We start from the raw sequence: 11,705 nt of genomic DNA on the forward strand, positions 1-11,705 counted from the left end.
GGCGTCCTCGGCAGCGGCCAGGGCGGTCTGACCCGATGTGTGGGCCGACAGGGCTGAGAACGCCCTGTCACCGGGCCGGCCGCTGTCCCTCCCCACCACCGGAACAGCGCACCGACCCGGCTTGCCCGGCACCCCCCGGTGCCGCAAGCACGTCCCGACCGACTTCCTTCCCGAGACCGTCTCCTGACGGTCCGTCCGCGAACAGGACCCGCCATGGCACCGAACCAGGCCTTCCCGCACGCCCGAGCCCCGCATACGCCCGCACGCCCGGCCGCCGGCCGGATCAGACGCACCGCCGCGGCCGCCCTGGCCGGCCTCACCGCCGTGACGCTGCTCTCCGCCTGCGGCTACGGCTCGAAGAGTGCGGACAAGGCGTCCGACTCCGCCGCCCCCGCCGGGAATTCGTCCTCGGGGGCGTCCGGCGCGAAGCTCTCCGCCGACACCGTGAAGATCGGCTACTTCGCCAACCTGACCCACGGCACCGCGCTGGTCGGGCTCCAGGAGGGCCTCTTCCAGAAGGAGCTCGGCAGCACCCAGATCAAGACCCAGGTCTTCAACGCGGGCCCGGCCGAGATCGAGGCGCTGAACGCCGGCTCCATCGACATCGGCTGGATCGGCCCCTCCCCGGCGATCAACGGCTACACCAAGTCCGAGGGCAAGTCGCTGAAGATCATCAGCGGTTCGGCCTCCGGCGGGGTCAAGCTGGTGGTCAACCCGGACAAGGTCGCCTCCCTGGACGACCTCAAGGGCAAGAAGATCGCCACCCCGCAGCTGGGCAACACCCAGGACGTGGCGCTGCTCAACTACCTGGCGGGCAAGGGCTACAAGGTCGACGCCCAGTCCGGCGCCGGCGACGTCTCGGTGGTCCGCTCGGACAACAAGGTCACCCCGGACGCCTACAAGCAGGGCTCGATCGACGGCGCCTGGGTGCCCGAGCCGACCGCCTCCAAGCTGGTCACCCTCGGCGCGAAGGTCCTGCTCAACGAGAAGGACGTCTGGCCGGACAAGAAGTTCGTGATCACCAACCTCATCGTCTCGCAGAAGTTCCTCCGCGAGCACCCGGACGTGGTGGAGGCCGTGCTGCGCGGCTCGGTGGCCGCCAACGCCTTCATCAAGGCCAACCCGGAGAAGGCCAAGGCCGACGCCAACGAGGCCATCAAGAAGGAGGCCGGCAACGCCCTGGAGCCGGCCGTCCTCGACCCGGCCTGGGCCGACATCGACTTCCTGGACGACCCGCTGGCCGGCACGCTGCAGGCCGAGGCCGACCACGCCGTCACCGCCGGCCTGCTCAAGAAGCCGAACCTGAACGGGATCTACGACCTGACCCTGCTCAACAAGGTGCTCGCGGCCAAGGGCCAGAGCCCTGTGGCGGACGCCGGACTCGGCAGCAAGTAGCCCCGCCCGCGACGGCCCCGCGCCGCCGCGGCCAAGCCCCGCGGTCCGGAACCCCGCCCGCCCGGTCGATGCCCGATCGATGCCCCAAGCACGGGACGGGCGGGGCCCGGACCCCGGTACCCGACTTCGCCACCCTCCCTCCGACCCCGCCGACCGGCCGGAGGGGCCCTGACCACTCCTGCAGGAGGTGCCCATGACCCCGGCACTGACCACCACGGAAGACGCCCCGCGCACCGAGGCCCTGGACGGCTCGCCCGCCGTCCGGATCTCGCACGTGCACAAGTCCTTCGGGCGCGCCGGCGCGCAGACCCACGTGCTGGACGACATCACCCTGGACGTCGCGCCCGGCGAGTTCGTCACGCTGCTCGGAGCCTCGGGCTGCGGCAAGTCCACCCTGCTCAACCTGGTCGCCGGCCTCGACCGGCCCACCGCGGGCACGATCGAGGTGCCCGGGGGTCGCCCCGCGCTGATGTTCCAGGAGCACGCGCTGTTCCCCTGGCTCACGGCCGGCAAGAACATCGAGCTCGCCCTCAAGCTCGCCGGCGTCCCGCGCACGGAGCGCCGGGCCGAGGCCGAGCGCCTGCTCGAACTGGTCCGCCTCGCCGGCTCCTACGGCAAGCGCGTGCACGAGCTCTCCGGCGGCATGCGTCAGCGCGTCGCGATGGCCCGTGCCCTCGCCCAGGGCGGCTCGGTGCTGCTGATGGACGAACCGTTCGCGGCGCTCGACGCCATCACCCGGGACGTCCTGCACGACGAGATCACCCGGATCTGGGCCGAGCGCAAGCTCTCCGTCCTGTTCGTCACCCACAACGTGCGGGAGGCCGTCCGGCTCGCCCAGCGCGTGGTGCTGCTCTCCTCCCGCCCCGGACGGGTCGCCAAGGAGTGGCGGATCGACCTGCCGCAGCCGCGCCGGATCGAGTCCGCCGGCGTCGCCGACCTGTCCATCGAGATCACCGAAGAACTGCGTGGGGAGATCCGCCGCCATGGCCAGCACTGACACCGCCCCCACCACGAAGAAGTCCCCGGCCGCCGGGGTGGACACCGCCGACGTCGGCGCCGGCCTGGACGCGCTGGACGCCGTCGCCGCACCGAGCCGCTCGCTCGCCGAGGCGCTGCGACAGAAGGCGCTGCCGCCGCTGCTCGGCGCCGTCCTGGTGCTCGCCCTCTGGCAGGGCGCCTACAGCCTGCACCTGACCAGCGAGTACAAGCTGCCCAGCCCGCTCGACGTCTGGCACGCCGCCGAGGACCTCTGGACCGCGGGCACGCTGTTCTCGATCATCTGGACCAGCGTCTGGCGCGGCCTGTCCGGCTTCCTGGTCGCGCTCGCCATCGGCACCCCCATCGGCCTGGTGGTCGCCCGGGTCCGGCCGGTCCGGGCCGCGCTCGGCCCGGTGCTCTCCGGCCTCCAGTCGCTGCCCTCGGTCGCCTGGGTGCCGGCCGCCGTCATCTGGCTCGGCATCAACGACTCGATGATGTATGCGGTGATCCTGCTCGGCGCCGTCCCGTCGATCGCCAACGGCCTGGTGGCCGGCATCGACCAGGTGCCGCCGCTGTTCCTGCGGGCCGGCCGCACCATCGGCGCCACCGGCCTGAACGGCGCCCGGCACGTCCTGCTGCCGGCCGCGCTGCCCGGCTACCTGGCCGGCCTCAAGCAGGGCTGGGCCTTCTCCTGGCGTTCGCTGATGGCCGCCGAACTGGTCGCCTCCTCCCCCGACCTGGGCCTCGGCCTCGGCCGCTACCTGGAGAACCAGCGCGAGTTCTCCGACATGGCGGGGGTGCTGCTCGGCATCCTGCTCATCCTCTTCGTCGGCATCGCCATCGAGCTGCTGGTGTTCACCCCGGTCGAGCGCCGGGTCCTGCGCAACCGCGGCCTGCTGGCCGCCGTCAAGTGAGGCGGCTCCCGTGTCCGAAGGCCGCCGGCTGACCGCCGCCCCCGCCACCCCCGTGGCGGCGGGCAGCCCCGCCCTGCTGCTGATCGCCCACGGCAGCCGCGACCCCCGGCACGCCGCGACGGTGGCCGCCCTGGTCGAGCGGGTCCGCGCGCTGCGCCCCGGGCTGGAGGTGGCCACTGCCTACCTCGACCACTGCGCGCCGCGGATCCCCCAGGTGGCCGCCCGGCTCGCGGAGGCCGGCGCCGAAGCCGTCGCCGTGCCGCTCCTGCTCAACCGGGCCTTCCACGCCAAGCACGACATCCCCGCCGCGCTGCGGGCCTGCGGTTCGGCCCTCCCGGTCGCCGACGTGCTCGGGCCCTCGCCGCTGCTGCTCGCCGCGCTGGACCGGCGCCTCGCCGAGGCCGGGCTCGACCTCGGCTCCCCCGCCGTCCGGTCCCGCACCGGGGTCGTGCTCGCCGCGGCCGGCTCCTCCGACCCGGCCGCCGACGCCGCCACCCGTGCGGTCGCCGCCGAGTGGCGCCGCACCCGCGGCTGGGCCGCCGTCGAGGTCGCCTATGCCTCCGCCGCCGGCCCCCGCGTCCCGGACGCCGTCGCGGCCCTGCGCCGCGCCGGCGCCGCCGAGGTGGCCGTCTCCCCCTACCTGCTCGCCCCCGGCCGCCTCCCCGACCGCATCGCCGAGACCGCCGCCGGCTCCGCCGGCCTGCTCGCCGACGTCCTCGGCGCCGCGCCCGAGGTCGCCACCCTCCTCCTGACCCGCTACGACGAGGCCCGGCAGGCCGTGCGGACCGCGCCGGCGCTGACGGCCTGAGCCCGGGGCACGGAAGCCCGGCTCAGACGTGGTCCAGGACGCTGTGCTCACCGAGGTCCTCACCGAACATGCGCGGCGCAGCGAAGCGACGGCCGCCCGGGCCCGGGAGCGACCCCGGGTCCGGGCGGCCGTGCGGCATCAGACGGGCAGGTGCCAGAGCTGGTTCGAGGTGCCGTTGCAGTCCCAGATCTGCACGGTGTTGCCGTTGGTGGTGTCGTAGCCCCGGATGTCCAGGCAGCGGCCGGACTTCGTGTTGACGATCGCGCCGTCGCCGCGGACCCACCACTGCTGGGCGATGTTGCCGTTGCAGGGGCCGGTGTGCACCTGGGTGCCGTTGCCGGTGCGGCCGTCCCAGATGTCCAGGCACACGCCGACGGCGCGGATGGTGCCGTCGGTGCCGATCTTCCACCGCTGGTTGACGTTGCCGAGGCAGTCCCAGACCTGGGTGGGCGTCTTGTTGGCCGTGCTGGCGCCGCGGACGTCCAGGCACTTGCCCGCCAGGCCGGTGACCTGCCCGACCGGGCCGGCCGGAACGGCGGAGCCGAACGAGACGCCGATGTACCACGGCGTGCCCATGCCGAAGCAGCCCGCGGTGGCGGTGCCGTCACCGGTCATCGTGCCGCTCCACAGCGGCGAGAAGGTGTACGAGTTGGTGTTGAAGTCCCAGGTCGCGCAGGTGCCCCCGAGGCTCCAGGTCTGCATCGGGTCCAAGCCCGTGCAGGTGGCGGACAGGCCGTACTCGGTGCAGCTCCCGACACCGCCCGGGCCCGGGACGGTGGTGGCGGACTGCGTGGCGGCGGGGGCGGGAGCGGAGCTCTCGGCTGCGTTGGCGGCCGGCGCGGTGAGGGCCGCGGCCGCGGCGAGCAGGGCGGTGGCGAACAGGGTGGCGGTACGGCGCATCGGAGAAGTCCTTGGGGGTGAGAGTGAATCGGTCGACGGGGCTGCCGCGCGCATCAGGCCGGCACGTGCCAGACCTGGTTGGCGGCACCGTTGCAGTCCCAGATGCCGAGCTGGTTGCCGTTGGTGGTGGAGAAGCCGAGGTCGTCCAGGCAGCGGCCGGACTGCGGGTTGAGAATCGAGCCGTCGGCCCGGACCCGCCACTGCTGCGCGCCGGTCCCGTTGCAGTCGTAGATCTGGACCCGGGTGGCGTTGCCCGTGCGGCCGCCCTGGACGTCCAGGCACCTGCCGAGGGCGCGGACGGTGCCGTCGGTGCCGATCTTCCACTTCTGGTTGACGTTGCCGAGGCAGTCCCAGATCTGGACGGGCGTGCCATTGGCCGTGCTGCCGCCGCGCACGTCCACGCACTTGTCCGCATAGCCGCTGATCCGGCCGACCGGGCCGGCCGGGACGGCGGGGCCGAAGTAGACGCCGCCGCCCCACCACATGCCCATGCCGAAGCAGCCCGCGGAGGCGGTGCCGTCACCGGTGACCGTGGCGCCGTAGGCAGGCGAGAAGGTGTACATGTTGGTGTTGAAGTCCCAGGTCGCGCAGGTGCCCCCGACGCTCCAGGTCTGCATCGGGTCGAGGCCGGTACAGGTGGCGGACGGGCCGGACTCGGTGCAGCTCCCGACGCCGCCCGGGCCCGGGACGGTCGTGGCGGACTGCGCGGCCGCAGGGGCGGGGTTTTCGGCGGCGCCGGCGGCGGGCGCGGTGAGCGCGGCGGCTCCCGCGAGCAGGGCGGTGGCGAACAGGGCGGCGGTTCTGCGCATGGGGAAGCTCCTAGCGGAAGACGTGAGGGTGGTCCGGACGGCGAGACTGCCGGTCCGGTGGGCTCGACTGCGCGAGCCGGTCAGGAGGGGACGTGCCAGACCTGGTTGGCGGCGCCGTTGCAGTCCCAGATGCCCAGCTGGTTGCCGTTGGTGGTGGAGAAGCCCAGGTCGTCCAGGCAGCGGCCGGACTGCGGGTTGAGAATCGAGCCGTCGGCCCGGACCTGCCACTGCTGCGCGCCGGTGCCGTTGCAGGAGTACAGCTGGACCTTGGTCCCGTTGGCGGTGTTGCCGCCGGCGACGTCCAGACACTTGTTGAGGGCACGGACGGTGCCGTCCACGGCGATCTTCCACTGCTGGGCGCTGGTGTCGTTGCAGTCGTAGATCTGGACCGGCGTGCGGTCGGAGCTGCTGGCGCCCTTCACGTCGACGCACTTGTCCGCGTAGCCGGTGATCCGGCCGACCGGGCCGGCGGGCTGGGTGGGCAGCCGGCCGGCGTAGACGACACGCGGGAAGAGCACGGTGTCGTTGATCCCGCAGGAGGCGACCGACGTGCCGTCACCGGCCACCAGGAAACCGTTGACCGGCCGGGAGAACTGCACCGTGTGGTCGGCGTTCCAGTACTGACAGGTGGCGGTGACGTACCAGGTCTGCAGCGGGTCGGTGCCGCCGGAGCAGGCGCCGTAGGCGTTCCAGCCGCCGGTGTAGGCGTAGCACCCCCCGGCGGCCTGGGCGTCGACGGCTGGTGCGGCGAAGGTGGCGGCCGCGCCGAGGATGGCGGCGCCGGAGAGCAGGGCGGCGGTGCGACGCATCGGGGAGGTCCTTCCGAAGACGGTGAACCGGTCGACCCGCATGCCCGTGAACCGTGATGACGGTGCGACAGTTGTGCAGGCCGCGTGAAAGTCTCGGGTGCGACGTGTTCACGGTCAACGGGGTGGGGTGGAGATCACGCCACCGGTCCGTTCACGAACGGAAGGTGTACGACGCGGGGCGGCACACACCCGGGCAGGCCGGGCGGGTGGCCGATCCGGCCGGAAACGCACACGGCCCGGCTCCCCCGTACAAGGGGGAGCCGGGCCGTGGTCGGACGTCGGGCCTCGGGCCTCGGGCCAGGCCTCGGGCCTAGTCGGCCTTGCGGCGCTGGCGGCCGGTGCCGTAGTTGGAGCCGGACTTGGAGCCGCTGCCGGGCTTGGCGCGGCCCGAGGAGCGGCCGATGAAGCCGGCCGCCTGGTGCCGCTCGCCCTGGGCACCGCCGATGCGCTGCTTGGGGCGCGGACGGCGCGGGTTGCCGCTCATGTCGACGTCGGTGGGCAGCCCGGAGCGCTTGCCGGGGCGGCGGCGCGGGGCGCCGGCCTTGCCCTCGGGCTTGGACTCGGCGGGCGCGGCCTGCACCGGCGCGGCCACGGTGACGGGCACGCCGCTCGGGGTGCGGGCACCGGTGATCCGGGCCAGCTCGGCGTCGCCCGGGCGGATCTTGGTGGTGGTGGGGCGGATGCCTGCCACCGTCATCAGCCGGTTGACCTCGCGCCGCTGCTCGGGCAGGACCAGGGTGACGACGGTGCCGGACTCGCCGGCCCGGGCGGTGCGGCCACCGCGGTGCAGGTAGTCCTTGTGGTCGATCGGCGGGTCGACGTTGACGACCAGGTCGAGGCCGTCGATGTGGATGCCGCGGGCGGCGACGTTGGTGGCGATCAGCGCGGTGACGTGGCCGTCGCGGAACTGGTCGAGCACCCGGTTGCGCTGCGGCTGGGACTTGCCGCCGTGCAGGGCGGCGGCCTTCACGCCGTTGGCGAGCAGCTGCTTGGCGAGGCGGTCGGCGCCGTGCTTGGTGTGCACGAACATGATCAGCCGGCCCTCGCGGGAGGCGATGTGCGCGGTGGCGGACGCCTTGTCGGCGGGCTCCAGCTGGAGCAGGTGGTGGTCCATGGTCGTCACCGCACCGGCCGACGGGTCCACCGAGTGGGTGACCGGGTCGGTCAGGAAGCGCTTGACCAGGCGGTCGACGTTGCGGTCCAGGGTGGCGGAGAAGAGCATCCGCTGCCCGCCCTCGGCGACCTGTTCCAGCAGCTTGGTGACCTGCGGCAGGAAGCCCATGTCGGCCATCTGGTCGGCCTCGTCCAGGACGGTGATCGCCACGTCGGAGAGCCGCACGTCGCCGCGGTTGATCAGGTCGTCCAGTCGGCCCGGGGTGGCCACCAGCACCTCGGCGCCGCGGCGCACCGCGTTGGCCTGCCGGGTGATGGACATGCCGCCGACGACGGTGGCGATCCGCAGGTTGACGGCGGTCGCGTACGGGGTGAGCGCCTCGGTGACCTGCTGGGCCAGCTCACGGGTCGGGGTGAGGACGAGCGCCAGCGGGTGCCGGGCGTCGGCGCGCCGGCCGGCGGTGCGGGCCAGCAGCGGCAGGCCGAAGGCGAGGGTCTTGCCGGAGCCGGTGCGGCCGCGGCCGAGCACGTCACGGCCGGCGATGGAGTCCGGCAGCGTGGCGGCCTGGATCGGGAACGGCTCGGTGACGCCCTCGCGGGTCAGTGCGCTGAGGATGCCCTTGGGAAGGTCGAGCTCGGCGAAGCTCGCGGCCGGCGGGCGGGCCGGGGTGCCCTCGACGACGGTGAAGTCGGCGGGCGCCTGGGCGGCGGCGCGCGGGGCGCTGCGCCGGGGGGTGCGGGGGCCGTCGGTGCGGGCGGCCCCGGTGGTGCGGGCGGCGCCGCCGCGGCTACGGGGCTTGCGGGTGCGGTCGCCGTCGCGGGACGGGCGGGCAGGGATGGTCACGGAGTCTCCGTCCGGTGGTGGGCACAGCCCGGTGCGGGCTGGTCGGCCGTCGGAGTGGAGTGCGCCGCCCCGGCCGTTCGGCGGCATGGGCGAGGGCCCGCACCGTGCGGTGCGGGCCCTCGCCGCGCAAGTCAGCTGGGAGGCCGACTTCAGCCGATGATCTGGATGTTCTCGGCCTGCGGGCCCTTCTGGCCCTGGGTGACGTCGAACTCGACCTTCTGGCCCTCGACCAGCTCACGGAAGCCCTGAGCCTGGATGTTCGAGTAGTGGGCGAACACGTCAGCGCCGCCACCGTCCTGCTCGATGAAGCCGAAGCCCTTTTCGCTGTTGAACCACTTCACGGTGCCGGTAGCCATAACCGTCTCCTCAAAAACTGGGGCATCAGGGCCCACACCTCGTGGACCCCAAGTAGCCGCGATCCCCATCCGGAGACTGAAACACCGGACAAAACAAATGCGCCTGTTGGTTGGAACCAGCAGGCGCACACAAACGTTCATGGGAACCAAAACTGCAACTGCTTCGACTGTAGCACGCCGCCACCCCGGTTGACCGGGGGATTCCTGCCGGGCACGTCACGTTTGCAGGCTTCGGGAACGGGGCAAGCGGCGCCCGCCGAAGCGGACGCCGCCTGCCTGCCGTGCGTGGGGGACGGTCAGCGCCGTCCGGCCGGCTCCGGGACGCCGTGCGAGCCGGTCAGCGGCGCCGGGCCGCTGTCGTGGCCGGCGGTGTCGCCGTGACCGGGCCACCAGGCGGCGCGGCCGACCAGCGCGGTGAGCGCCGGGGTGAAGAACATCGCCATCACGAAGGCCGCCAGGAAGATGCCGAAGGCCATCGCGAAGCCGAACTCCAGCATGAAGATGTTGCCCGCGAGCATGAAGGTCGCGAACGACACCGCCAGGATGAAGCCGGCCGCCGCGACGGTCGGACCGCCGTGGCGCACGGCCTCGCGGGCCGCCTCGCGCGGGTTGCGGCCCGCGCGGGCCTCCTCGCGCAGACGGGCGATGATCAGGATGTTGTAGTCGGTGCCGATCGCCACCACGAAGAGGTAGATGAGGATCGGCAGCATGAACATCATGCCGTGCTCGCCCTTGATGTTCTGGAACAGCAGGGTCGAGGAGCCGAGGGTGGCGCTGAAGCCGAGGCCGACCGAGGCCATCAGGTACCACGGGGCGACCACGCTGCGCAGCTGGAGGCCCAGGATGAGCAGGATCAGCAGACCTGCGACCGGGAACACCAGCTTGTAGTCGTGGCTCATCGCCAGGTTGATGTCCTTGTAGATCGCGGTGATGCCGCCGACCTTGGCCTCGGTGCCGTCCGGTGCCTGCGCGTGGGCGACCTCGCGCAGCTCGGTGAGGGTGTCGATCGCGTCGTTGCTGGACGGCTCGTTCTTGAGCAGGACGGTGAAGTCGGCGGTCGCGCCGTCCTGGCTGACCTGCGGCTTCGGCGCCGCGGTGGCCACGCCGGGGACGGCGCCGAGCTTGGCGACGTAGCCGTCGAACTTGCCCTGGTCGAGCTTGCCGCCGCCGGTGGTGGAGAGGTAGACGTGCGTCGGGTCGGCGGCGCCCGCGGAGAAGCCGTTCACCAGCTTGTCCTGGACGACCATCGACTCCTTGTCCTTGGGCATGGAGCTGCCCGCGAGGTCGAAGGTGCCGTTGTAGTTGATCGCGCCGGCGGTCAGGGCCACCAGCACACCGCCGGAGGCGATGGCGACCATGGCGGGGCGCTTCTGGACCATGCGGCCGAGCGCGGCGAAGCGGGCGTTGCCGGGCTCCGTCATCCACTTCTTGCCGGGCCAGAAGACGCCGCGCGCCGGGATGACCGCGAGGACGGCCGGGGCCAGGGTGACCGAGGCGAACGCGGTGACGACGACCGCGATGGCCAGCGCCGGGCCGAGCGCCTTGAACATGCCGAGGCTGGAGAGGATCAGCGCCGCGAAGGCGACGGTGACCGCACCGGCGGCCGAGGCGATCGCCTCGCCGACCCGGCCGACCGCGTTGGCCACGGCCTCCTTGCGGTCGTCACCGGCCCGCAGCCGCTCGCGGTAGCGGAAGGCCAGGAAGAGGAAGTAGTCCGTCCCGACACCGAGCACGACGACGATCAGGATGGCCGACAGGATCGGCGTGCTCTCCAGGTCGAAGGCCTTGGTGGCGTAGGCGATCAGGCCGTTGGACGTCGGCATGGCGACGGCCAGCGAGAGCAGGACCGGCAGGATGCCGGCGAGGATGCTCCGGAAGATGATGCCGACGATGATCGCGACCAGGAACACGCTGCTCAGCGCGATGATGGCGTCGGCCGCGCCGGAGGCCTCCTTCTGGTCCAGCTGCTGGGCGGCGGCGCCACCGAGCTGGAACTTCAGGTCGGTGCCCGAGGTGAGCGCCTTGCCCTCCTCGCGCAGCTTCTTGGCGGTCTCGCCGAAGGCCTCGGACTGCTGGGTGGTCTTGTCGATGGCGATCGGCGCCAGCGCGTACTTGCCGTCCTTGGAGGTCGACTGCTCGCTGACCGGGATGATCTTCTCGACGTGCTCGATGCTCTTGTCGGTCAGACCCTGGACGATCTTGGCCATCGCGGCCTTGTCGGCGTCGCCCATCGGGGCGCCGTCGTTGCGCTCGAACAGGGCGAGCGCCGAGGGCGTGAAGCTGGCCGGGAAGGCCTTCTCCTGGACCTGCGCGGCCTGGATCGACTCGTAGTGCTTCGGAAGGAAGGCGGCCTCGTCGGTCTGCGCGGTGATCTTCGGCGCGCTCGCGGCGATCGCGATCATCGCGATCACCCACGCGGCGATCACCCACCAGGCGCGACGGACGACGAAGTGTCCTAGTCGGTGGAACATGCTCGTGATGCCTCCTGGGCATGGTTCACCGCAGCCCTCGGGGGACGGGGTCGGGCGACGGATGGACCGGCATGACGGCATGGCGACGGCGCCCCGCCCCTAGCCGGTCGGCAGGTAAGTGTTGTTTGGGCATCATCCTACGAGAACTTGCTAGCCGCCCGGCAAGTCATTTACTCCGCAGGCCGAATCCCCCCGGGGACGCCGAGCGGCGGCCCCGCACCATCTTCACCCGCCGACCAGCCCTCTCACCTCGTGCTGGGGGTGGAGACACCTCCCCCTCAGGGTGGAGCCAGGTCCCGGACCGTGGG

General features: G+C 72.5%; 10 protein-coding genes. 4 read left to right on the forward strand and 6 right to left on the reverse strand.

Annotation, left to right across the window (positions count from 1 at the left end):
• Nucleotides 1-213: 213 nt before the first annotated feature.
• From ACIPSC_RS27900 to ACIPSC_RS27915, 4 genes are all read left to right on the forward strand, one after another.
• Nucleotides 214-1,395, forward strand: a complete 1,182-nt coding sequence (locus tag ACIPSC_RS27900) for an aliphatic sulfonate ABC transporter substrate-binding protein (RefSeq protein WP_400828983.1) — start codon at nucleotides 214-216, stop codon at nucleotides 1,393-1,395.
• 193 nt (nucleotides 1,396-1,588) lie between these two features.
• Complete coding sequence (locus tag ACIPSC_RS27905; protein WP_400828985.1) at nucleotides 1,589-2,392, forward strand: ABC transporter ATP-binding protein; 804 nt, start codon at nucleotides 1,589-1,591, stop codon at nucleotides 2,390-2,392.
• Nucleotides 2,379-3,287, forward strand: a complete 909-nt coding sequence (locus ACIPSC_RS27910; RefSeq protein ID WP_400828987.1) for an ABC transporter permease — start codon at nucleotides 2,379-2,381, stop codon at nucleotides 3,285-3,287. Before ACIPSC_RS27905 ends, ACIPSC_RS27910 begins: the two co-directional genes overlap by 14 nt.
• Before the next feature lie 10 nt (nucleotides 3,288-3,297).
• Nucleotides 3,298-4,095 carry a sirohydrochlorin chelatase gene (locus ACIPSC_RS27915; RefSeq protein WP_400828989.1) on the forward strand — a complete coding sequence of 266 codons (798 nt, stop codon included), beginning with the start codon at nucleotides 3,298-3,300 and terminating at the stop codon, nucleotides 4,093-4,095.
• Nucleotides 4,096-4,233: 138 nt separating this feature from the next.
• Here the strand turns inward: ACIPSC_RS27915 and ACIPSC_RS27920 are convergent, their stop codons facing one another.
• The 6 genes from ACIPSC_RS27920 to ACIPSC_RS27945 all read right to left on the reverse strand — a co-directional run bounded on the left by ACIPSC_RS27920 (nucleotide 4,234) and on the right by ACIPSC_RS27945 (nucleotide 11,397).
• Nucleotides 4,234-4,995: an RICIN domain-containing protein gene (locus tag ACIPSC_RS27920; RefSeq protein WP_400828991.1), complete on the reverse strand. Its 762-nt coding sequence runs from the start codon at nucleotides 4,993-4,995 to the stop codon at nucleotides 4,234-4,236.
• Nucleotides 4,996-5,048: 53 nt separating this feature from the next.
• Nucleotides 5,049-5,804 carry an RICIN domain-containing protein gene (locus ACIPSC_RS27925; RefSeq protein WP_400828993.1) on the reverse strand — a complete coding sequence of 252 codons (756 nt, stop codon included), beginning with the start codon at nucleotides 5,802-5,804 and terminating at the stop codon, nucleotides 5,049-5,051.
• A gap of 80 nt (nucleotides 5,805-5,884) precedes the next feature.
• A complete protein-coding gene (locus ACIPSC_RS27930) occupies nucleotides 5,885-6,613 on the reverse strand; it encodes a ricin-type beta-trefoil lectin domain protein (RefSeq protein ID WP_400828995.1) in 729 nt (242 codons plus the stop codon).
• 310 nt (nucleotides 6,614-6,923) lie between these two features.
• The gene (locus ACIPSC_RS27935) at nucleotides 6,924-8,570 is read right to left on the reverse strand and encodes a DEAD/DEAH box helicase (RefSeq protein ID WP_400828997.1); all 1,647 of its coding nucleotides are present in this window, start codon (nucleotides 8,568-8,570) and stop codon (nucleotides 6,924-6,926) included.
• 149 nt (nucleotides 8,571-8,719) lie between these two features.
• Nucleotides 8,720-8,926, reverse strand: a complete 207-nt coding sequence (locus ACIPSC_RS27940; protein ID WP_400828999.1) for a cold-shock protein — start codon at nucleotides 8,924-8,926, stop codon at nucleotides 8,720-8,722.
• 296 nt (nucleotides 8,927-9,222) lie between these two features.
• Nucleotides 9,223-11,397 (reverse strand): MMPL family transporter, encoded by a 2,175-nt coding sequence (locus tag ACIPSC_RS27945; protein WP_400829001.1) that lies wholly within the window; start codon nucleotides 11,395-11,397, stop codon nucleotides 9,223-9,225.
• Nucleotides 11,398-11,705 lie beyond the last annotated feature (308 nt).

Source organism: Kitasatospora sp. NPDC090091 (assembly GCF_044747365.1).
Taxonomy (GTDB): domain Bacteria; phylum Actinomycetota; class Actinomycetes; order Streptomycetales; family Streptomycetaceae; genus Kitasatospora.

Bases quoted from the DNA above. Each gene is read 5' to 3' on its own strand.
- ACIPSC_RS27900 (WP_400828983.1), top strand. From the start codon at position 214: ATGGCACCGAACCAGGCCTTCCCGCACGCCCGAGCCCCGCATACGCCC.
- ACIPSC_RS27905 (WP_400828985.1), top strand. From the start codon at position 1,589: ATGACCCCGGCACTGACCACCACGGAAGACGCCCCGCGCACCGAGGCC.
- ACIPSC_RS27910 (WP_400828987.1), top strand. From the start codon at position 2,379: ATGGCCAGCACTGACACCGCCCCCACCACGAAGAAGTCCCCGGCCGCC.
- ACIPSC_RS27920 (WP_400828991.1), bottom strand. From the start codon at position 4,995: ATGCGCCGTACCGCCACCCTGTTCGCCACCGCCCTGCTCGCCGCGGCC.
- ACIPSC_RS27925 (WP_400828993.1), bottom strand. From the start codon at position 5,804: ATGCGCAGAACCGCCGCCCTGTTCGCCACCGCCCTGCTCGCGGGAGCC.
- ACIPSC_RS27930 (WP_400828995.1), bottom strand. From the start codon at position 6,613: ATGCGTCGCACCGCCGCCCTGCTCTCCGGCGCCGCCATCCTCGGCGCG.
- ACIPSC_RS27940 (WP_400828999.1), bottom strand. From the start codon at position 8,926: ATGGCTACCGGCACCGTGAAGTGGTTCAACAGCGAAAAGGGCTTCGGC.
- ACIPSC_RS27945 (WP_400829001.1), bottom strand. From the start codon at position 11,397: ATGTTCCACCGACTAGGACACTTCGTCGTCCGTCGCGCCTGGTGGGTG.